The sequence below is a fragment of the Acinetobacter sp. A2 genome (assembly GCF_048537555.1).
Lineage (GTDB): Bacteria > Pseudomonadota > Gammaproteobacteria > Pseudomonadales > Moraxellaceae > Acinetobacter.
Genome location: NZ_CP183239.1, coordinates 147,459 through 169,463, shown reverse-complemented (window position 1 = coordinate 169,463; position 22,005 = coordinate 147,459). Strand labels below are relative to the sequence as shown.

22 protein-coding genes, 2 tRNA genes and 1 rRNA gene are annotated in these 22,005 nt (G+C 42.4%); 7 read left to right on the top strand and 18 right to left on the bottom strand.

Annotated features, from left to right (window positions below):
- Nucleotides 1–98 precede the first annotated feature (98 nt).
- The 6 genes from ACNS8M_RS00750 to def all read right to left on the bottom strand — a co-directional run bounded on the left by ACNS8M_RS00750 (nucleotide 99) and on the right by def (nucleotide 5,678).
- Nucleotides 99–174 (bottom strand) — tRNA-Ala (locus tag ACNS8M_RS00750).
- A 64-nt stretch (nucleotides 175–238) separates the two neighbouring features.
- A tRNA-Ile gene (locus ACNS8M_RS00745) sits at nucleotides 239–315 on the bottom strand.
- 61 nt (nucleotides 316–376) lie between these two features.
- Nucleotides 377–1,913, bottom strand: a 16S ribosomal RNA gene (locus ACNS8M_RS00740).
- Nucleotides 1,914–2,514: 601 nt separating this feature from the next.
- Nucleotides 2,515–4,542, bottom strand: coding sequence for a TonB-dependent copper receptor (locus ACNS8M_RS00735; protein WP_419225020.1), 2,028 nt, complete (start codon nucleotides 4,540–4,542; stop codon nucleotides 2,515–2,517).
- A 63-nt stretch (nucleotides 4,543–4,605) separates the two neighbouring features.
- On the bottom strand, nucleotides 4,606–5,040 hold the full coding sequence (locus ACNS8M_RS00730; protein ID WP_154321168.1) for a DUF2946 family protein: 435 nt from the start codon (nucleotides 5,038–5,040) through the stop codon (nucleotides 4,606–4,608).
- Between the two features lie 107 nt (nucleotides 5,041–5,147).
- A complete protein-coding gene (def, locus tag ACNS8M_RS00725) occupies nucleotides 5,148–5,678 on the bottom strand; it encodes a peptide deformylase (RefSeq protein WP_154321169.1) in 531 nt (176 codons plus the stop codon).
- 121 nt (nucleotides 5,679–5,799) lie between these two features.
- Between def and ACNS8M_RS00720 the strand changes: the two genes are divergently transcribed.
- From ACNS8M_RS00720 to ACNS8M_RS00710, 3 genes are read left to right on the top strand one after another with little or no spacing between them, the layout of a single operon-like run.
- Nucleotides 5,800–6,957 carry a LysM peptidoglycan-binding domain-containing protein gene (locus ACNS8M_RS00720; protein ID WP_419225019.1) on the top strand — a complete coding sequence of 386 codons (1,158 nt, stop codon included), beginning with the start codon at nucleotides 5,800–5,802 and terminating at the stop codon, nucleotides 6,955–6,957.
- 20 nt (nucleotides 6,958–6,977) lie between these two features.
- Nucleotides 6,978–8,207 (top strand): DNA-processing protein DprA, encoded by a 1,230-nt coding sequence (gene dprA, locus ACNS8M_RS00715; protein ID WP_419225018.1) that lies wholly within the window; start codon nucleotides 6,978–6,980, stop codon nucleotides 8,205–8,207.
- A 43-nt stretch (nucleotides 8,208–8,250) separates the two neighbouring features.
- The gene (locus ACNS8M_RS00710) at nucleotides 8,251–8,820 is read left to right on the top strand and encodes an L-threonylcarbamoyladenylate synthase (RefSeq protein WP_419225017.1); all 570 of its coding nucleotides are present in this window, start codon (nucleotides 8,251–8,253) and stop codon (nucleotides 8,818–8,820) included.
- Nucleotides 8,821–9,211: 391 nt separating this feature from the next.
- On the opposite strand, the gene ACNS8M_RS00705 is transcribed toward ACNS8M_RS00710, so the two are convergent.
- Entirely contained in the window at nucleotides 9,212–10,120 is a 909-nt protein-coding gene (locus tag ACNS8M_RS00705; RefSeq protein WP_419225016.1) for a DMT family transporter, read from the bottom strand.
- Nucleotides 10,121–10,411: 291 nt separating this feature from the next.
- Between ACNS8M_RS00705 and ACNS8M_RS00700 the strand changes: the two genes are divergently transcribed.
- Together ACNS8M_RS00700 and ACNS8M_RS00695 are read left to right on the top strand one after the other, a co-directional pair.
- Complete coding sequence (locus ACNS8M_RS00700; protein WP_419225015.1) at nucleotides 10,412–10,957, top strand: glutathione peroxidase; 546 nt, start codon at nucleotides 10,412–10,414, stop codon at nucleotides 10,955–10,957.
- Nucleotides 10,958–11,119: 162 nt separating this feature from the next.
- On the top strand, nucleotides 11,120–11,725 hold the full coding sequence (locus ACNS8M_RS00695; RefSeq protein ID WP_419225014.1) for a hypothetical protein: 606 nt from the start codon (nucleotides 11,120–11,122) through the stop codon (nucleotides 11,723–11,725).
- An 85-nt stretch (nucleotides 11,726–11,810) separates the two neighbouring features.
- On the opposite strand, the gene ACNS8M_RS00690 is transcribed toward ACNS8M_RS00695, so the two are convergent.
- From ACNS8M_RS00690 to ACNS8M_RS00640, 11 genes are all read right to left on the bottom strand, one after another.
- Complete coding sequence (locus ACNS8M_RS00690; protein WP_179994473.1) at nucleotides 11,811–12,296, bottom strand: DUF2846 domain-containing protein; 486 nt, start codon at nucleotides 12,294–12,296, stop codon at nucleotides 11,811–11,813.
- A gap of 124 nt (nucleotides 12,297–12,420) precedes the next feature.
- Complete coding sequence (locus ACNS8M_RS00685; protein ID WP_168419253.1) at nucleotides 12,421–12,840, bottom strand: F0F1 ATP synthase subunit epsilon; 420 nt, start codon at nucleotides 12,838–12,840, stop codon at nucleotides 12,421–12,423.
- Between the two features lie 27 nt (nucleotides 12,841–12,867).
- Entirely contained in the window at nucleotides 12,868–14,262 is a 1,395-nt protein-coding gene (gene atpD, locus ACNS8M_RS00680) for a F0F1 ATP synthase subunit beta (protein WP_004970134.1), read from the bottom strand.
- Nucleotides 14,263–14,291: 29 nt separating this feature from the next.
- Complete coding sequence (gene atpG / locus ACNS8M_RS00675) at nucleotides 14,292–15,161, bottom strand: F0F1 ATP synthase subunit gamma (protein WP_096902733.1); 870 nt, start codon at nucleotides 15,159–15,161, stop codon at nucleotides 14,292–14,294.
- A gap of 83 nt (nucleotides 15,162–15,244) precedes the next feature.
- The gene (gene atpA / locus ACNS8M_RS00670; RefSeq protein ID WP_104852884.1) at nucleotides 15,245–16,789 is read right to left on the bottom strand and encodes a F0F1 ATP synthase subunit alpha; all 1,545 of its coding nucleotides are present in this window, start codon (nucleotides 16,787–16,789) and stop codon (nucleotides 15,245–15,247) included.
- 40 nt (nucleotides 16,790–16,829) lie between these two features.
- On the bottom strand, nucleotides 16,830–17,366 hold the full coding sequence (locus ACNS8M_RS00665) for a F0F1 ATP synthase subunit delta (RefSeq protein ID WP_004970141.1): 537 nt from the start codon (nucleotides 17,364–17,366) through the stop codon (nucleotides 16,830–16,832).
- A 14-nt stretch (nucleotides 17,367–17,380) separates the two neighbouring features.
- Entirely contained in the window at nucleotides 17,381–17,851 is a 471-nt protein-coding gene (locus ACNS8M_RS00660) for a F0F1 ATP synthase subunit B (protein WP_004970142.1), read from the bottom strand.
- A 39-nt stretch (nucleotides 17,852–17,890) separates the two neighbouring features.
- Nucleotides 17,891–18,136, bottom strand: a complete 246-nt coding sequence (gene atpE / locus ACNS8M_RS00655) for a F0F1 ATP synthase subunit C (protein ID WP_000424060.1) — start codon at nucleotides 18,134–18,136, stop codon at nucleotides 17,891–17,893.
- A gap of 85 nt (nucleotides 18,137–18,221) precedes the next feature.
- A complete protein-coding gene (atpB, locus tag ACNS8M_RS00650; RefSeq protein WP_004970145.1) occupies nucleotides 18,222–19,097 on the bottom strand; it encodes a F0F1 ATP synthase subunit A in 876 nt (291 codons plus the stop codon).
- 103 nt (nucleotides 19,098–19,200) lie between these two features.
- The gene (locus ACNS8M_RS00645) at nucleotides 19,201–19,599 is read right to left on the bottom strand and encodes an ATP synthase subunit I (RefSeq protein WP_004970147.1); all 399 of its coding nucleotides are present in this window, start codon (nucleotides 19,597–19,599) and stop codon (nucleotides 19,201–19,203) included.
- 172 nt (nucleotides 19,600–19,771) lie between these two features.
- A complete protein-coding gene (locus ACNS8M_RS00640) occupies nucleotides 19,772–20,611 on the bottom strand; it encodes a metal ABC transporter solute-binding protein, Zn/Mn family (RefSeq protein WP_168461770.1) in 840 nt (279 codons plus the stop codon).
- A 135-nt stretch (nucleotides 20,612–20,746) separates the two neighbouring features.
- Here ACNS8M_RS00640 and ACNS8M_RS00635 point away from each other — a divergent pair, with 135 nt between their 5' ends.
- Nucleotides 20,747–21,241 (top strand): transcriptional repressor, encoded by a 495-nt coding sequence (locus ACNS8M_RS00635; RefSeq protein WP_419225012.1) that lies wholly within the window; start codon nucleotides 20,747–20,749, stop codon nucleotides 21,239–21,241.
- Entirely contained in the window at nucleotides 21,217–22,005 is a 789-nt protein-coding gene (gene znuC, locus ACNS8M_RS00630) for a zinc ABC transporter ATP-binding protein ZnuC (protein WP_131261255.1), read from the top strand. Before ACNS8M_RS00635 ends, znuC begins: the two co-directional genes overlap by 25 nt.

The following is a 22,005-nucleotide window of genomic DNA, read 5'->3' as shown; positions in this document are numbered from 1 at the left end:
GTGATAAATCACAGAATTTAATAAATCATTAAATCTTTACGATTTAACCTATTTACTAAATTCTGTAATCTTTAGCTTATCCCATACTTAAAAGTACGTGGTGGAGACTAGGAGAGTCGAACTCCTGACCTCCTGCGTGCAAAGCAGGCGCTCTACCAACTAAGCTAAGTCCCCAGCTTATCAATAAGTCAATGTTTCTGATTTCCGTTTACTCTGCAATCTCTTGCGTCGTCAGTAGTGGTGGGTCTGACAAGACTTGAACTTGTGACCCCACGCTTATCAAGCGTGTGCTCTAACCAACTGAGCTACAGACCCTCAGATACATCGTCATGAAGAACAACTTGTTGTGGATTCTTACCAATCGTCAATCTTTCGTTAAGGAGGTGATCCAGCCGCAGGTTCCCCTACGGCTACCTTGTTACGACTTCACCCCAGTCATCGGCCACACCGTGGTAAGCGTCCTCCTTGCGGTTAGACTACCTACTTCTGGTGCAACAAACTCCCATGGTGTGACGGGCGGTGTGTACAAGGCCCGGGAACGTATTCACCGCGGCATTCTGATCCGCGATTACTAGCGATTCCGACTTCACGCAGTCGAGTTGCAGACTGCGATCCGGACTACGATCGGCTTTTTGAGATTAGCATCACATCGCTGTGTAGCAACCCTTTGTACCGACCATTGTAGCACGTGTGTAGCCCTGGCCGTAAGGGCCATGATGACTTGACGTCGTCCCCGCCTTCCTCCAGTTTGTCACTGGCAGTATCCTTAAAGTTCCCATCCGAAATGCTGGCAAGTAAGGAAAAGGGTTGCGCTCGTTGCGGGACTTAACCCAACATCTCACGACACGAGCTGACGACAGCCATGCAGCACCTGTATGTAGATTCCCGAAGGCACCAATCCATCTCTGGAAAGTTTCTACTATGTCAAGGCCAGGTAAGGTTCTTCGCGTTGCATCGAATTAAACCACATGCTCCACCGCTTGTGCGGGCCCCCGTCAATTCATTTGAGTTTTAGTCTTGCGACCGTACTCCCCAGGCGGTCTACTTATCGCGTTAGCTGCGCCACTAAAGGATCAAATCCCCCAACGGCTAGTAGACATCGTTTACGGCATGGACTACCAGGGTATCTAATCCTGTTTGCTCCCCATGCTTTCGCACCTCAGTGTCAGTATTAGGCCAGATGGCTGCCTTCGCCATCGGTATTCCTCCAGATCTCTACGCATTTCACCGCTACACCTGGAATTCTACCATCCTCTCCCATACTCTAGCCAACCAGTATCGAATGCAATTCCCAAGTTAAGCTCGGGGATTTCACATTTGACTTAATTAGCCACCTACGCGCGCTTTACGCCCAGTAAATCCGATTAACGCTCGCACCCTCTGTATTACCGCGGCTGCTGGCACAGAGTTAGCCGGTGCTTATTCTGCGAGTAACGTCCACTCTTCTTAGGTATTAACCAAGAGAGCCTCCTCCTCGCTTAAAGTGCTTTACAACCAAAAGGCCTTCTTCACACACGCGGCATGGCTGGATCAGGGTTCCCCCCATTGTCCAATATTCCCCACTGCTGCCTCCCGTAGGAGTCTGGGCCGTGTCTCAGTCCCAGTGTGGCGGATCATCCTCTCAGACCCGCTACAGATCGTCGCCTTGGTAGGCCTTTACCCCACCAACTAGCTAATCCGACTTAGGCTCATCTATTAGCGCAAGGTCAAATGATCCCCTGCTTTCTCCCGTAGGACGTATGCGGTATTAGCATTCCTTTCGGAATGTTGTCCCCCACTAATAGGCAGATTCCTAAGCATTACTCACCCGTCCGCCGCTAGCTCAGTTACCGAAGCAACCTCGCCCGCTCGACTTGCATGTGTTAAGCCTGCCGCCAGCGTTCAATCTGAGCCATGATCAAACTCTTCAGTTAAAATCATTTTGAAGTTTTAATCTAAACTTCCAAATCTGGCTCATCAATTTTCTGACTTAAATTTCGCTCAAATAAACTTCGAGTAATTTAAACCAATCAATCAATGATAATATTTCGATTAATCAATCAGTAAAAATCCACACAAGTTGTTCTTCATAATCTCTTAATGATCTTCTCGATGCTTCGTCAGCATCAAGCTAGGTCGGCTATACTACTCTCTATTTCCAGAAAGTCAACATGCAATGTTGATTTTATTTTCAAACCCGCCTACTTAAAATAAACTCAATCAATCTTAAACCAATCAACCAAGCCATTGTTTTTCAACAAGTTTTTATCAACATCACCGCCAATGGATGTGCATTATAGGCCAAATATTTTGCCATGCAAGGCTTTTTGTAAAAGAAATATATCGAGTGTTTATTTTATAAACCCAAAAACAGATAAACCACTGTTTTATCTAATAAATTTATTTTAATAAAAGTCTGTGCAATTCTTTAGAATACAATCACAAGATTTAATCTATTGTTTTATTTGAAATTATTCTAATAAAAAAGTAAAAAGCAGAGCCTAAGCTCTGCTTTTGGTTTAAATAAAGTCCAAATTAGAACTTCATACTGATACGCGCCCAATAGTTGCGACCACTATTATTAAATTGTTCAGTAACTGGCAAACCTGTTCCTGACGCACCCATTTTGTTTAGATGCTCGGTATAGGTTTTATCCAAAACGTTATCAATACCCACAGACACATCAACACCTTTACTTAGGTTATAACTACCATTTAAAGACAACACGCCAAAGCCACTGCTCTCTTTTACATCATAACCAACAATATTCCCTTGATTTTGGCTGAAACGACTTTGACCATCGACCACACGTAATAATGCACCTAAAGTATATTTATCCTGAACATAGCGTAGGTTTAAACGTCCTTCCAAAGGTGAAATTTGTGGTAGCGGCGTATTGTCTGTGGTGTTTTCACCCCACGCATACATGGCACTCACATCAGCCTGTAAAGCATCGGTAAATTGATAGCCAATACCAACTTCTGCACCAGCAATGGTTGCATCCACATTACGAGAATCTGCGGCATTTTTCATCATTGGAACCATTACAGTTGGATCATAGCTCATGAGAATGAAGTCATTAATCATCCCTACATAAGCCGATGCCCAAGAACTGAACGCGCCATGCTCGTGCTGATAACCTAGATCGAGTTGTAAGGTTTTTTCAGTATCTAGATTTTTAAAAGTCGTACCTTCAACACCATTTAAATCTGTTCTAAACAATTCCCAATAATCAGGAACACGCTCTACATAACCCAAACCAACATACGTTTTTGCTTCATGGTGTGGGTGCTGATTTTCCAAACGAATAAAGCCACTTGGCAAAGTTTCTTTACGTTGTTGAGCTTTTTTAACAGCATCAACCTCAACTTGATCGACACGTATACCTGTGACTAATTTATTTTGATCATTGAGTTGATAACTCAATTCACCAAAACCACCATAAGATTGAAATTCCATATCAGTTGTTACTGGAGAATTCATCATTGCTTTAGTTGCATGATACATCCCACCAGCATGTTTATTATTTTGACTATCTAAGCCAGTAATAAATTGAAGCTTATCCCACTCATGTGTCACCGCCATACGCGCATTTAAAGTACGGCGTGTAACTGTCATAGCTTTGTTAGGCTCATCAACTTGGCGTAAACTAAAATTATCCATTACATGATCGTTAAAACTATAATTCACCTGTGCTTCAATTTTCTTAATCACATCGGTGATATTTTTCTTTTCTACACGTAAACCTAAACTTTCGCGGTCAAATTCAGCACCATCCATTGTACGGCCCGCATAAACCACTTCAGCATCACCACGACCACCTGTCAGTTCTAGCCAAGTGTTTTCATCGGGTGTCCAACCTAAAGCGACATCAGCATTCCAACGCTCCCAATCCGAAGGAACAGTTGTACCATTGCCATCTTTATAGCTGTCTGCTACAGAACGGTTGGCGTTTAAACGAATATATTTCTGCTCATCACCCGCAGCCGCTTCAACATTATGATCTAAACGGCCAAATGACCCCATCAAGACACTGGCTTGGCCACGATAGTTTTGACCTTCACCAAATTGCTCAGGCTTACGCTCAAACAATACCGTTGCTGCCGAACCTGTGTTGGCATATTGCACCGTTTGCGGGCCTTTAATGACGGTAATTTCATCAAAACTTTCTGGTGAAATATAAGAGGTTGGTGAATCCATACGACTCGGGCATGCACCTAAGTTTTCAGAACCATCGGTTAAAATTTTAATACGTGAACCAAACATGCCGCGGAAGGTCACATCGCCATTGGTACCCGCACCACTGTTGACAGCACTAAAGCCAACGATGCTTTGCAAATAGTCTGCACCATCTGTGGCTGGAATCGGCTGAATGGGTTGTTTTGGATTAGCACGAACCACCAAACCATTGGCATCATTGCCCTGTTGTGCGGTTGCAACAATAGGCGCAAGACTATGCGTATTCGCAGACAGCATACTTTGATCGGCAAACGCACTTGCTGAATAGCAGGCAACACAAACTGCAGCCGCAATGGGCTGTAATAAAAATTTAAGCTGAGCCATTTTATTTCTCACTTCAAAACATAAATACAGTTAGGGTCAAAGCAGACCCGAAAAACATTGAATTTATGCAAAGTGAGGTGGAGCACGTCCCTGCGGAAGTAAAAAGAGTTGCTGAAGTGCAAACCAAACGTGTTGAAAACGTTTTTGGAAAGCCAAAAGACGTACCTGAATGCGATCAAGCACCTCTTTAAGCTCTAATTCAGGTGGCAAGACCAAGTTGCCATAGACCGTACAATACTGACATTGATGTGAAGCATCGTGATGATGATGTTCATGCTGTACGGTCAGTTGCTGATCATCGGTCTGTGATGTAGATGAATGTGCAGTGTGCGAAGAATTTGTATGCACTGCGTGGGCTTGTGGCAACAAAAGTGCTCGCGTGATGGTTTCACAGACTGGCGCAACTTGATATTGCTCAGGCAGCAAAGGCTGTAAAAATACAGCAATCTGTAAAAAAACTGCGATAAATGAAAGCAGTAAGCCACTACGCAACAACAAAAACATCTATCCTGAATTTGTGTGGCGCAAGTATAACAAAGCCCAATCGAAATTGGGCTGATTTTTATGCTTTGGTCTAAACATGGACAACTAGATTGTGGTTTGTTTTAACGCTTCACAGCAACTTTTTCTTTCTGACGCTGGCGCACTACTTTTTCCACTTTTTCACGGGCACGCTGTCTTTTGAGTGGTGATAAATAATCGACAAATAATTTACCATTTAAGTGATCCATTTCATGTTGGATACAAACAGCGAGAAGTTGATCTGCTTCTAGCTCAAAGGTTTGACCCTCAAGGTTAATCGCTTCAATTTTTACACGTGACGGACGCTCAACTTTGTCGTATATTTGAGGCACTGACAAACACCCTTCTTCATACGGTTGGGTCTCTTCAGTCAATGGGGTAACTTTGGGGTTAATGAAGACCATGGGTTGATCTTTATTTTCAGATAAATCCATGACAATCAGCTGAATATGATGATCTACCTGTGTCGCAGCTAGACCAATTCCTGGTGCGGCATACATAGTTTCAAACATATCTGCAGCAAGCTGACGAATTTCGTCGGTCACTTCTTCAACTGGTTTGGCAATGGTACGCAAACGGGGATCCGGGAAACTTAAAATAGGTAATAAGGCCATAGGACGTCCTCACTTATATGCCATTGATCAAAAAACCGAATGAAGGAATGCTTCATCAAAAAAATGTGTGTAAGATCGTTATTATAACGCAACTACATACATAATTTTAGGAATTATGATAATGAAAAAGGTTTTGACAGACACATCCTCTTTTCGTGTCTTGGGGTTTAAAAAGCAAGTTTTAGCGCTCGCTGTATGTCTCACTGTGGGACTTGGGGCAATGAGTGTGGCTGAAGCAGCACCTGCACGAAATATTAATCCGCCTGCTTTAAAAGCCAATGCACCGAATGTGTATGTGGTGAAAAAAGGCGATACCTTGTGGGATATTTCTAAAAAATTCCTGAATAATCCACTGCGCTGGCCTGAAATTTGGGCAAGCAACCGCCACGTGAAAAATCCACACTGGATTTTCCCGGGTGACCGCTTGTTAATGTGTACCTATGAAGGTCGCCCAATTATTGGTAAAGATGAAGGTGATGGCTGTGAAGGCATTATTCGTCGTTACACAGGCAAGAGCACCAATTTACAGCCACAAATTCGCGTAGAATCTTTAAATAATACAATTCCTGTGATTCCACTGGAATACATCAAGCATTGGTTAGAGCGCAGCAGCATTATTGCCTCAGATGCACTGCAAGGCACGCCTTATATTTTAGGTACTTCTGATCAACGCGTGTTGGCTGCTAAAGGACAAAGCGTGTATGCACGTGGTGCAGGCCTAGAAGTTGGTCAACGTTATGCTGTCTATCGTGAAGGTGAACCATACATCCTAACCGATGCAAATGGTCAAAAATTCAATGCAGGCTTAGAACTCACTCAGGTTGCAGCAGGTATTGTAGTACGTGGTGAAAATGACATTACCACACTTGAATTGACCGACACTTACAACGCTGAAGTGCGTCGTGGTGACCGTGTCTTGCCTGTTTATGACCCAATGTTACCAACGCTGTTCTATCCGACCCATGCTGAAAATGTAACTGCAGGCGGTCAAGTGGTTCGTGTAATGGGTTCTATTGGTACGGCTGCAAAACACAGTGTGGTTGCCATTGACCGTGGTACGCTGCATGGCGTGCAATCAGGCCACGTATTCTCTGTCGCTCAAAAAGGCGAAGTTGTGACTGACCCGAAAACCAAAGAGCGTGTGCAACTTCCAGGCGAACGCATTGGTAATATCATGGTCTTCAAAAGCTTTGATCACATCAGCTATGCCTATGTATTAGACAGCGAATTGCCAATTAAAGTGGGTGCGAACTTACAAACACCCCTAATGGACGACTAAAAATAGTCTGAGATGGTGACATGTTGAATTCATTCACCCCACATCAAATTGACTACATTAAGTTGTGGTATTTGGTTCAGCATTCACTGTCGAGTTTTTATAAACTAGAACAATATTTTGGTTCCGTGGCTGCCGCAGTGCAGCCCGAACATCTTTTGGCTTGGTCAGAAGTACGTGTACATGCCAACCATCAACAGCGTGCTAAAGAATATCTTAGCCAATCAGGGCAACAGGCCTTTGAAAACGTCTTAAAACAATTACAACAGCATTGTGATTTTATCCTGACCTTGGATGATCCCAACTACCCCAACCAATTACGCCCCTATGCAAATAAAACTCCAATTTTATTTGGCCAAGGCAATGCTCAGGCTTTATTGCAAGCTCAAATCGCAATTGTTGGCAGTCGTAAAGCCAGCCCACACGGACGGCAAGTGGCTTATGATTTTGCCTATTATTTAAGTGAACAAGGTTTCTTTATCAATAGCGGTTTAGCACAAGGTATTGATGAGGCTGCACACCAAGGCGCTTTGGCACACCGTCGTACCATTGCAGTCATGGGCACAGGTTTAGACAGCACCTACCCGAGCGCCCACCATACACTCCGCCAGCAGATTGTGGAGCGTGGCGGTGCAGTGATTACAGAATTTTTACCTCACACCAAACCTTTGCAGCAAAATTTTCCACGACGTAATCGGTTAGTGAGTGGATTGAGTCTTGGCGTTATTGTTGCTGAAGCCAGTTTAAATAGTGGATCACTGATTACCGCTAAATGCGCAGCCGAACAAGGTAAATTAATTTTTGCTATTCCTGGACATATTTACAGTGAATTTCATCAGGGTTGCCATCAATTAATTCGTGAAGGTGCAATTTTGGTGGATCATCCTGAACAGGTGCTTGAAGATTTGGCATTGCCGACTCAATGGCAATATCAACAACAAAATATTGATCAATTGAGCTCTGACTCAACCTTGCCATCTTCAAAAATGAATGCTCAAACAGGAGAAAGCAATACAACCATACCTGATACAGCCACCTCGCCACAACCTATCCATAAAATCGTGACGCAGATTCCTGAGCATTTATTGGCGTTGTATCATCAATTGGATTGGGTCGGACAAAGTATTGACCACTTGGCACAACAGCTCGACTTGGAAATTGCCGTACTCACAGCTTATTTAATGGAACTTGAGCTCATGGGCTTAGCAATGCAGCAATCAGGCCTGTATCTGCGTTGTCGTCCTCACAAATAAGGTTCACAATAGCCCTCTCCCATTTCTATTTAGGTCAACTCGCATGATTACCACCTCTGTCACCGAAGCCGCTGCATGTCTACAACAGGGACAAGTGCTGGCCTATCCAACAGAGGCGGTCTGGGGTCTAGGTTGTGATCCTTATAATCAGCAGGCTTTTTTGGAAATTCTACGCCTCAAACAACGTCCAATTGAAAAAGGCGTCATTTTACTGGCAGGGCACCTGTCACAGGTAGAACATCTGCTTGAAGATTTAAAGCCAGATATGCAAGATCGTGTAATTGCCTCATGGAGCAATACACATCCGACTGAGCGTGCCACCACTTGGCTGTTACCCACCACAGCGGCAATTCCAAACTGGATTACAGGACAACACCCGAAAGTTGCGGTACGCGTGACCAACCATCCTTTATGTATGGCTTTATGCCATGCTTTTGATGGCTTTATTGTTTCAACTAGTGCCAACCCTGCTGGCCATGAACCTGCGCGCTCCCTGCAAGAAGCAACCCAGTATTTCCAGCAACAACTGCATTATTTAAATGGTGATTTAGGCTTAAGCCAAAAACCTAGCCGAATTTTAGATGCAGAGACAGGTTTGGTCATTCGCGCCTAGGCTTAGACAAATTTTAGATAAAAAAAAGCTCAACCATATAGGGATGGTTGAGCATAAAAAGGATGTGTATAAAAGCACATCCAGAGGGTACGAAAATCTTGCTGCGAATGATGTCTTGCTAAGTTTTTACTAAAGCAGATCATTTCCAGTACGTGAATTATGGAGTAATTTAGTCGACTATACAAATAGATTATTTCTATTAATCTTACATAAATAATCAATGATAGACTTATCACTTTTTCTTAACAATTTAAATTATCTTACTATTTTTTCAATTATTTTAGAAAAATTAAAAAAACTGTCATAAATTATATGCCTAAATCCTGTATATTTTTTGAATAAAACAGTATTTTAGATACATCTTTAATGCTCAAAAAAAGAGCAAATGCACTCAATTTTTTAGTGGAATTTGCACACGAGTTTTCATTTGAGCCAAAACAATGCCCACTAAAATAATCAAACCACCAACAGTGTGATAGCTCCCCCATACTTCTGCCAGCCAAAAATAAGCAATGATTGCAGTAAATACAGGCATCAAATTCATAAAAATACTGGTACGGTTTGGCCCTAAGTGCTGTACTGCCAACATCCACACCAAAGGCGCAATAATGGATGGAAAAATCCCCGCATACAAAACACTGAAACTATTTTGACTATTGAGCGGATCTAAGCCGAGCCACACAATGAAAGGTAGATGATAAATCAGCGCAAAAATTATTTGTACATACAGGCTAAGCATTAAAGGCAGTTTTAAATTCCATTTCTTTAAAAACACCCCATAAAAAGCATAAAAGAACACGGCTAGCACCATCAGCATGTCGCCTGCATGCCCAGTCAGCTGTGCTAATTGGCTGAAATCTCCCTGTGCAATCACATACAACAAACCAAAAAATGAAATGATACAGCTCAAAATTGCAAATTTTGTTGGAATGTCCCTTAAAATAATCAAAGACACCAATACCGTAAACATAGGAATAAATGCATTGATGATGCCCATGTTGGTGGCAGTCGTATAATTGGCTGCAGTGTAGCTTAGCCCTTGATACAGCACCAAACCAAAGGCACTTAAAACGGCTAACTGTTTTAAATGTGGACGAATTAAACTGCGTTGCTGCCAAACTTTAGGCAATATCCAAGGCGTGAGAATCAAAAATGCAATAAGCCAGCGGTAAAAGCTGATACTCACTGGCGAAATATATTCTGCAACATAACGTGTCACGGCAATATTGAGCGACCAAATTAATACCGCAATCACAGGGAGTAGAATTGCCCAAAGTGCACCTTTGGCTGGCTGTGTCATGTCTGCATCATCCTTGTTGCACGTCAGCTGCATAAGCTTGCTGCTGTTTTCTGATCATCCAATTGATTTGATTGCTTGAAGCTCAAACTAAACTTCAGGGCTATTTATGGCACTTTTCGCTCAACTTATCCACCAATACTTTTAAATGATGATAATCCTTATATTTTTTTAATTTATAGTCCTTCTTCTTTTGCACACAAATACAATAAATTTTCTGGTTTTCAACTTGCTGTGCTTTATAAATCCAGTTAAAACAATAACACTTCATATCATTCGCATTTGGACACTTACATGAGCCATTCGGTCTATAACATTCCCGTTCTCACCAATTCAGGTGAAGAAACCACATTAAATCAATATGCTGGAAAAGTATTGTTGATTGTTAATGTCGCCTCTAAATGTGGCTTAACCCCACAGTATGAAGGCTTACAAAAATTGTATGCGGATCAAAAAACACAAGGTTTGGAAATTTTGGCTTTTCCATCTAATGACTTTTTGGCTCAAGAACCAGGCAGTGATGCAGAAATTCAGGAATTCTGTTCATTGAATTATCAGGTGAGTTTCCCGTTATTTGCTAAAATTCCTGTGGTGGGTGAGAACAAGCACCCATTGTATCGCACCTTAATTCAGGCCATTCCAGAACGTATAGGTGAAGGCCCATGGTGGAAAGATTTGGTCGATTATGGCTTAACCCCAAATAATCCGCCGGAAGTTTTGTGGAACTTTGAAAAATTTCTAGTCAACAAGCAAGGTGAAGTCGTAGCACGTTTTGCGCCTGATCTAACTGCAAAAGACCCACGAGTTTTGGATGCGATTGCAGCAGAACTCGCCAAATAATGCTTGGCAATAAATGCTTTATACAGGGAATTTGCTTAGGCAACTCCCTGTTTTTCGTTTTAACAACACTTCTAATATTTGTTATTGCTTTGCAATAATCTGTTTTTTATTCATATTTTCGTTTTATATTGGTTTTAATGCCTTATAAATGATTAGATCAAGATGAATACACCATTTTCTAAATATGCAATACTGCTCCCCCTACTCAGCGTAGGTTTACTACTCAGTGCTTGTGAACAGGCTTCTGGCCCTCAAAGCAGCTCAGTCGAAGAACAAGGGACTGTAACATCTAGCAATAGCAATCCTGATGCAACACAAGCCCCCCTAAGCAGTGGCAATATGTTTTACATTGTGCGCGATGTAGCTGATCTACAACTTAAAGCTGGACAATATGTTGAACAACTCAATCAGTCCAAATCAGAATTGCAAACAGCAATCAACGCACAAGACCCACAACAACTCCAGCTTGCTGCAACTCAATTACAACATCAACTACATGGTTTTAATCAGACCCTCAGCAGCTTAGATTTAAAAACACAAGAAATTGATACGATTCGTCAAAACCTGTTAGCAGCTAATCAACAAGTTTTAAACTCCCCGTTTTTAAACGGACAAATTAACCTTAGTCAGGTCGATTTTAAAAAGCTAGAACAGCAAATGGGCAATATTCAATCTGAAATGGTGAAGTTGGCGGGTATGATTTTGCAGGGTGAATCGAATTATAAAAGTGAACACAATCAGCAGAATAATGAAAATACCACGACTTAGAAATTGTAAACAATTACAAAGCACGAAGTTTGTATCTCTAAAACAATAAGTCGTACAAACTTCGTGAAAAAATCAAAGTGAAAAATTAAGACTTTGGTAACAAAATCGTAGGTTTACTACACTTGCCTGCAACAGCTAGACTATATTTCTCCACTGCTGTTTTCCCTTCCATTTCATCAACTAGTTTTAAATTTGCACCACCAACAAAAACACCTGGCTTGATATATTGCTGAATATAGTAATTTTTTCCAGTTTCAGTATTCACTTTTAAATGATTTGGTGAAAATTCAGATTCTGTAGAAATAGTATGCTGTTTTCCGCCCTCTACTTCTTTATAAAAATAAACACCACGTGCTGTTTCCCCTAAACACTCCCCATCAATCCAAATATCTTTTTTTAAAGCACTACCAATAACATTGTTAGATCGATAAACAAAAAGTCCAGCATTACCGACCTGTGGAGTTTGTATTGCTTTTTGCTGTTGAGTTGTCGTCAAATCCGCCTTTGGAACTGATGCACAACCAACAAATCCCAATGCTAGCAATAACGGAAGTAAAATTTTATTAGACATTTAATACACCCTATTTTTTATATTTACATAAGAATACAAAATATAACAAATATTTCTTAAATATTCTTAACTTAAAATAAAAAAAGCCACTCTTTCGAGTGGCTTTTCAATCTTAAACCAGCAATTAAAGTGCGCGGTTTTTGATTTTGCGGATGGTTTCCAACTGTGCAGCAGTTTCTGCCAAAGCAGCCAAAGCAGCAGCAGAGTCCAAATCGCTTTTTTGATTCGCCAACAATTGTTCAGCGTGTTTACGCGCTTCAAGAATTGCGGCTTCATCTAAGTTTTCTGCACGAACTGCAGTATCTGCAAGAATCGTAACAACATGCGGTTGAACTTCTAGAACACCACCAGATACATAGATTAATTCTTCTGTACCATTTTCCAGCAGAACGCGGATTGCACCCGGCTGAAGCAAAGTTACTAGTGGTGCGTGACCCGGCATAATACCGAGTTCACCGCCAGCACCTTTTGCAATTAGCATAGTCACAGTGCCAGAGTACAAAGACTCTTTTACACTTACAACGTCACATTGCATAGTCGCCATGAGAATCTCCTAAATTAGAGCTGCTAATTAAAGTTTCTCGGCTTTAGCAATCACTTCGTCAATACCACCAACCATATAGAACGCTTGTTCTGGGATATGATCGTATTCACCAGCTAGAAGACCTTTAAAGCCACGAATTGTATCTTTAAGCGGTACAAGTTTACCAGGCGCACCAGTAAATACTTCTGCTACGTGGAACGGTTGAGAGAAGAAACGTTGGATCTTACGTGCACGGTATACAGTAAGTTTGTCTTCTTCTGACAATTCGTCCATACCAAGAATTGCGATAATGTCTTTCAATTCTTTATAACGTTGAAGAACGTTTTGAACTGAACGAGCAATTTCGTAATGCTCAGTACCAACAACTAATGGATCTAACTGACGTGAAGTTGAGTCTAGTGGATCGATCGCAGGGTAAATACCTTGAGATGCAATGTCACGGCTCAATACTACAGTTGCGTCTAAGTGCGCAAACGTTGTAGCAGGCGATGGGTCAGTTAAGTCATCGGCAGGTACGTATACAGCTTGAATAGATGTAATCGAACCAGACTTAGTTGAAGTAATACGCTCTTGAAGAACACCCATCTCTTCTGCAAGTGTAGGCTGGTAACCTACTGCAGATGGCATACGACCTAGAAGTGCTGATACTTCAGTACCTGCTAGTGTATAACGGTAGATGTTGTCTACGAACAATAATACGTCACGACCTTTACCGTTCTCGTCTTTTTGATCACGGAAGTACTCAGCCATAGTCAAACCAGTTAACGCTACGCGTAAACGGTTACCAGGTGGCTCGTTCATCTGACCGTAAACCATGGCTACTTTGTCAAGAACGTTAGAGTCTTTCATCTCGTGATAGAAGTCGTTACCTTCACGGGTACGCTCACCAACACCAGCGAATACAGATAAACCTGAGTGCGCTTTAGCGATGTTGTTGATCAACTCCATCATGTTTACGGTTTTACCAACACCCGCACCACCGAACAGACCAACTTTACCACCTTTTGCGAACGGGCAAAGTAAGTCAATGACTTTAATACCTGTTTCTAGAAGGTCAGTAGAAGCCGCTTGTTCTGCATAAGAAGGCGCTTGACGGTGAATTGGTAAACGCTCTTCAGTTGCAACTGGACCAGCTTCGTCGATAGGGCGACCAAGAACGTCCATGATACGACCAAGAGTCGCTGTACCTACTGGTACAGAGATTGGAGCGTTAGTGTTAGTTACGTTCAAACCACGCTTAAGGCCTTCAGTAGAACCCATTGCAATAGTACGAACTACGCCATCACCAAGTTGTTGCTGAACTTCTAATGTAGTTTCAGTACCGTCAACTTGGAGAGCGTCATAGATCTTAGGAACGCTGTTGCGTTCAAACTCGACGTCGATAACCGCGCCGATGATCTGAATGATACGACCGCCACTCATTGCTGTCTCCTCAATTCAAACTAATAATGTTAAACGGCAGCGGCACCACCAACGATCTCAGAAATTTCCTGAGTAATCGCGGCTTGACGCAGCTTGTTATAAATAAGTTGTAGGCTCTTGATCAGTTCACCTGCGTTGTCTGTTGCAGCTTTCATTGCAACCATACGTGCAGACTGTTCACATGCGATGTTTTCAATCACACCTTGATAAACCATAGACTCAATGTAACGAACCAATAAACCATTTAACAGCTCTTCAGCTTCTGGTTCATAGATATAGTCCCAACCGTATTGACGGTTAAGAGTCTTGTTTTCTTCAGCAGCTGCTAAAGGAACAAGTTGTTCGATTTTCTGATCTTGAGTCATGGCATTTACAAAGCCATTCGATACGAGGTAAATGCGATCTAACTCGCCTTTATCGTACGCATCCAACATCACTTGCACAGAACCAGATAACTGTTCAAGACTTGGCGCATCACCTACGTTTGTAGTTGCACCAAGCACTTTACCGCCGTAGTTTTTAAAAAACGAAACCGCTTTTTGACCAATTAAAGCAAACTGAACTTCAATTGACTGCTCTTGTTGTTGCTGTACATGCTTTACAACTTTCTTGAACAAGTTAATGTTCAAGCCACCTGCCAAACCACGATCTGAAGACACGATGATATAACCCACGCGTTTTACAGGGCGTTCGATCATATAACGGTGTTTGTATTCAGGGTTCGCCTGTACCAAATGAGCAATTACACGGTGCATATTTTCGGCATACGGACGGCCTTGAGCCATGCGCTCTTGCGCACGACGCATCTTAGAAGCAGCAACCATTTGCATCGCGCGAGTAATCTTTTGCGTGCTCTTGATACTAGCAACTTTGGCGCGAATTTCTTTTAAATTTGCCATACGCTTAACCTAGTATTCGAAAGCCCTTTCAGGCTTCCGAAGGTTGATTCCGTGAACCAAACCTCTAACTAGCCAATGCTAAATTAGTAAGTTTGAGTCGCTTTAAAGCTTTCAATACCTGCTTTGATTGCAGCTTCGATGTCTTTGTTGAAATCACCAGTTTCATCGATTTGTTGCATTAACGCAGCATTTTCTGAACGGAAGTAAGAAATTAACGCAGCATCAAAGTCTACGATTTTCTTCACTTCTACGTCAGCCATGTAGCCTTCGTTAGATGCATAAACTGAAACAGCTTGGTCAGCAATTGAGTATGGCGCATATTGTTTCTGCTTCATTAACTCAGTTACACGTTGACCATGTTCAAGTTGCTTACGAGTTGCTTCATCAAGGTCAGAAGCGAACTGAGCAAATGCTGCCAATTCACGGTATTGCGCCAAAGCGGTACGGATACCACCAGACAATTTTTTGATGATCTTAGTTTGAGCAGAACCACCAACACGCGATACAGAAATACCCGCGTTCACAGCAGGACGGATACCCGCGTTGAATAATGATGTTTCTAAGAAGATCTGACCATCAGTAATCGAAATTACGTTGGTTGGAACGAATGCAGATACGTCACCTGCTTGAGTTTCAATAATCGGCAATGCAGTTAAAGAACCAGTTTGACCTTTAACTTCACCGTTAGTGAATTTCTCAACGTAGTCAGCAGATACACGAGAAGCACGCTCAAGTAGACGCGAGTGTAGATAGAACACGTCACCCGGATAAGCTTCACGACCTGGTGGACGACGTAAAAGCAATGAAATTTGACGATACGCAACAGCTTGCTTAGACAAGTCATCATAAATGATAAGCGCGTCTTCACCACGGTCACGGAAGTATTCACCCATTGTACAGCCAGAGTACGGAGCAAGATACAACATTGCTGCTGGATCTGCCGCTGCTGCTGCAACAACAGTTGTATACGCCATAGCGCCAGTTTCTTCTAGCTTGCGTACTACGTTTGCGATAGTCGATTGTTTTTGACCAATTGCTACGTATACACACTTAATGCCAGAGTTTTTCTGAGCGATGATCGCATCGATCGCCATTGCTGTTTTACCAGTTTGACGGTCACCAATGATCAACTCACGTTGACCACGGCCTACAGGGATCATGGTATCAACTGATTTATAACCAGTTTGAACAGGTTGATCCACTGATTGACGCCAAATTACGCCTGGTGCTACTTTTTCTACAGCATCAGTTAATTTTGCATCAATAGGGCCTTTACCATCAATTGGGTTACCCAAAGCATCTACTACACGGCCTAAAAGTTCTGGACCAACCGGAACTTCTAATACACGACCTGTGCAACGTGCTTTTTGACCTTCTTGAAGGCTTAAGTAGTTACCTAAAACAACGACGCCCACTGAATCCTGTTCTAGGTTCAGTGCCATACCAAATAAGCCGCCGTCGAATTCGATCATTTCACCGTACATTGCATCAGCAAGGCCGTGAATGCGCACAATACCGTCGGATACCATAACAATGGTACCTTCGTTTTTAGCGGTCGCGCTGGTGTCCAGATCGCCGATACGCTGTTTAATGAGCGCACTGATCTCGGATGGATTCAGTTGTTGCATTGCGCTATACCTCAATCTTTTATTAGTTCAGTCTTCGCAATTAAGCTAAAAGACGTGTCCGCATTTTTTCAAGCTTGTTAAGCGCAGAATCATCTATCACTTGGTCGCCTGCACGAATAACCACACCCGCAATTAACGCTGGGTTCACTTCTACAGAAACATTTACTGCCGCAGCGAAACGTTTTTCTAACGCTTGAGCAAGAATTTGTTCTTGTACAGAAGTCAATGGGAATGCTGATTCAATCACAACATCCACAGTATTGTTATTCTGTGATTTGAGCTGTTCGTATTCTGCTTGAATTTCAGGAAGCAAAGCCAAACGGTTGTTTTCAGCAAGCAATGTCAAAAAGTTTGACACTGCTGCAGTTTGGTCTTCACCTAAAACTTTGGCAAAAATACTCACCTGCTCAGCAGGCGTAAGCTCAGGGCGATTTAAGTAAGCTGAAAATGCCTCGTCTTGCACCGCAGCACTGAGCAAGTTAAGTGCTGTTGACCAATTGTCAGTTGCACCTTGCTCAGAAGCGTAAGCAAATGCTGCTTTAGCGTATGGGCGTGCCAACGTCAAGAGTTCAGCCATAATCTGCCTCTCTCTTAAAGTTTAGCAGCCAGCTGAGTCAGCATGGCATTGTGAGCTTCTGCGTCAACTTGCTGGCTAAGAATTTTCTCTGCACCAGTTACTGCAAGCGCAGCTACTTGTTGACGTAATTCTTCGCGAGCAGAATTGATTTCTGTATCAACAGCTTCTTTCGCTTGTTGACGAATACGCTCACCTTCAGCAGATGCTTGGGTACGCGCTTCTTCTACCAATTGTGCTGCACGACGATTCGCTTGTTCGATCAATTGAGCCGCTTGTGCTTTAGCTGCATCTAATTCAGCTTTCACTTGAGCTTGCGCATCGGCAAGATCAGCTTTGGCTTTTTCAGCTGCATTTAAGCCGTCAGCAATACGACGCTGACGCTCACTAATCGCATTGATTAGTGGTGGCCATACAAACTTCATGCAGAATGCGACGAAAATCGCAAATGCAATCGCTTGGCCAAACAATGTGAGGTTGATATTCATTGCAAATTCCTCAAATAGTGAATTTCGGAATTAAGCTGATTAACCTACAAATGGATTAGCGAAGATGAAGAACAAGCCAATACCAACACCGATCATAGGCACAGCATCAAGAAGACCTGCGATTAAGAACATACGAGTTTGAAGTTGTGGAGCCAATTCTGGTTGACGAGCAACAGCTTCAAGGAAGCGACCGCCTAAAAGACCAAAACCAATCGCAGTACCTAAAGCACCGAAAGCGATCAAGATAGCAGATGCAATTGCAACTAGACCTAAAGTGAGTTCCATGATAATTCCTCAGAGGTTAGGTTTTATACCAAATTAAGTTAAAAAATTGTGTGCCCAACCGCCCGATGACAGTTAGGCCATACCATTAATGCTTTTCGCTTGCCATGCTCATGTACACGATAGTCAACATCATGAAAATGAATGCTTGTAGCGTAATAATCAAAATGTGGAAAATCGCCCAAGGCACAGACAATGCCCACTGGATCCAGAACGGTAATAACGCGATAAGAATGAAGATTAACTCACCCGCATACATGTTACCGAACAGTCGTAGAGCCAATGAAACTGGTCGCGCCAAGAAAGTAGTCAATTCCAACAATAAGTTGAATGGAATTAAAAGCACTTTAGCAACTGGATTACTTGGGTTGAATGGGTTAAGTGCCAACTCACCAACGAAGCCGCCAACACCTTTCTCACGAATACTATAGAAAATAATTAAGAAGAATACAGAAATAGACATACCTAAGGTAATGTTTGGATCTGTAGTCGGAACAATTTTAAAGTAAACCTGATGAGGGTCCACACCCAGCATAGATGCAATCGCCTGTTGAGCTACATAAGGAATAAAGTCAACAGGGATTAAATCCATCAAGTTCATGAGGAAAATCCACACGAAAATGGTTAATGCTAAGGGTGCAATTAATCGAGACTTCCCATGGAAGGTATCACGTACACTTGAATCCACAAACTCGATAATCACTTCAATTACTGACTGGAATTTACCAGGCACGCCTGAATTTGCAGCTTTCGCAACAATCCAGAACAATAAACAGAAGATCAGACCAAGTCCGATAGACCAACCCATTGAATCCAAGTGAATAGCAGTGAACCCCATCTGTTGAGCTTCTTCAGCAGACTCAGCCAACTTCCATGAACCGTCTGGCATTTTGCCATAGGTCATATTGGTCAAGTGATGCTTGATATACTCGGTCGAAGTAAGGGCATGTTCTTCAGCAGCCATAAATCACACCTGGTCAATGTAAAAAAACTAATAGAACAAACGAACATCGCGTGCTGCTTGATATCTCGCCTATTCCTGAAAAACTTTTCAATTTTTGCTGCGTTTAGACTCGTTTTTGTAATCGTGACACCCAAAATGGCGCAACCCACGACATGCTTTGAACGAGCATAAAACCACAAAACAATGCCACCGGGGATAACGGCTGTACATTGCTTAAAATTAAAATGAATCCTACGATCACGATTGCAAACTTACCGAGCATTCCTCTATACATGTTCGAAAGAACCTGTCTGGACGCTCGTGCACCTGCTGCTCGAAACGACTGCCATGAAAAATAACAACTTGCCAACCAACAAACACTAGCACCAAGTGCAGCGCTTAAGGCAGCCGTTGAGTCTTTCAAGACCCACGCTATCAGGGCTGAAACTGGAATCATGAATGCTTGTAAGAAGACCAAAGCTTTAGCTAATCGTCGGTCAATCAAGCGACTAGTTCGGCTCATTTTTTTATCCACTCACAGCATTAATGCTTGACAAGTTCAACTGATGATCGTTTTTTATCGCAGGCATTATAGAGTTAGCCCCCTGAACATGCAATCGTTTCCCGACCTTAGTCGTGTTTTTTTGCATGTTTGTCTCGGAATTGTCATATTTCAAATTTGCTTAAAAAACGCATCATTTTCGTGCATTTAATACACAAGCCTTGGTTTGCTTGGCTAGTTGCTGCCACGCTTTCACAAAATCATCTGCGCCGCGCATGCTTTCATCGACCTTTTGAAACACAATTGGATTCAATTTCATATACTGATTTTTACTGGCATGTCCTTCTGCAAGCAGGCACATTTTTGGATTTGGTCGGTGATCGTTCAAATATTTAATTTGTGCGACTGTTGGCGCAATATGCGGATCATTGGTCATCGACCCAGAAAATTCTAAATTTAAGGCACGTTCTAAATATTGATAGGCATCGTGATAAGCCCAATATGGCTGTACTACAGTTTGAGTCTGAAACTGACTTGCACTTTTGAATAAACTCTGTGCGAAGGCACGTGCGTTGTTCCAGTAAGCATCGCGATGTTCAGGCATTTGCTGAGAACGTAACGCGGCAATAAAGAAGCCGATACGCACCGCATTGTTTGGGTCTAGCCAGACATGGCTGTCTACTGTATTTTTTAATGCTGCACCACGTTCTGAACGCTGCGGCAAAGTTTTCATAATGCCCGTATCTAATAAAGCAATCGCTTTAGGATTTTGATGTAATACACGTTCTAGCGGTGCTTCATGCGCCTTACCTAGCCAAATAATTAAACCCGCATCTTGGATGATTTTACGATGTGCAGGCGTGAGCGATACATCATGCCCTGTTTGATCTGCCAGTAATAAAGTGGGTGTTTCGATATTTTGCGTGACTTTTTGGGCAATCAAATAGATAGGATGCGTAGACACCACCAAAGCCTGCGCCATGCTGACAGTACTGCATAACGCTAAGAAACAGAAACTAAATAAACGAAACATTGCGGCATATCACGAAAAATCGATAAATGTTATAATATAACAAATTTATAAAAATACCTACGTATAATCGAAACTGATAACGCTTCATGCTAAGATTTACTGTCGTTTTTCTTTTAAAGTTCAACTGGGGTGGCTATGAGCTTATGTTCGCACGAGCATCACAATGCATTACATGGCGTTCACGACTATCACAATGTCGATCAACGTCTTGCCGAAGCTGAAAGTTTATGTGCGGCAACAGGTGCTCGTTTAACACCGCTACGTAAAGAAGTGTTGGAACTCATTCTCAAGGCATCTGCACCAATGGGTGCTTATGATTTATTGGCGAAAATTAAAAGTGAGTCTGATCGTCCTGCAGCACCGCCAACGGTGTACCGTACTTTGGATTTTTTACTGGAAAAAGGACTAATTCACCGTTTGACTTCAATCAATGCCTATATTCCTTGCTGTCATCCACGTGAAGGACACCAAGCGGCATTTTTGATCTGTACTGAATGTAAAGTCGTTAAAGAAGCTTCAGCGCAAGGTTTATTAGAGCAATTAGATCAGTTGGCAGCCTCTGACCGCTTTAGCCCGCATCACAGCATTATTGAGATTTCTGGAAAATGTCAGCAGTGCAACAGCAAATAACCACTGCACCGCTCATCGCCTTGCACAATATTCAGGTGCGAATAGATGAGCGCGATATTTTAAAAAATGTCGATTTTGAATTACATGCACGTGAAATTGTCACGCTAATTGGCCCCAATGGCGCAGGAAAATCGACTCTAATTAAAGTCTTGCTTGGCATTGTCAAACCAAATGCAGGCAAGCTCGTAAATGCTCGCAAATTGACCTTTTCTTATGTGCCGCAAAAGTTTAATCCTTCACACAGCTTGCCTTTAAGAGTGAAAGATTTACTGGCTTTAGAAAAATGCCCAGACGCAATTAAAGCAGAAATTATCCGCGATACTGGCATTGCCAAACTGCAAGATTCAAAAGTACAACAACTGTCTGGTGGTGAGCGGCAACGGGTGCTATTGGCACGCGCCTTATTACGTCAACCTGATGTTTTGGTACTGGATGAGCCGATGCAAGGACTAGATATTCAGTCCGAAGCTGAACTGTATGACTATGTGCGCAACTTACCGAGCAAATATGGCTGTGCGGTGTTGATGGTGTCGCATGATTTGCAATGGGTCATGCAAGGTACGCATCGTGTGGTATGTTTAAATAAACACATTTGCTGTAGCGGTTTGCCCGAAAATGTACAGCAACATCCTGAATACCAAGCTATTTTTGGAACTAATCGGGTGTTTTATCAACATCACCATGAACACTGCGCCCATGGCGATCATGCCGAGCCTTGTCAGCATGATTCACGTCCTCATATTCACCCTGAACCGGAAGCTTAA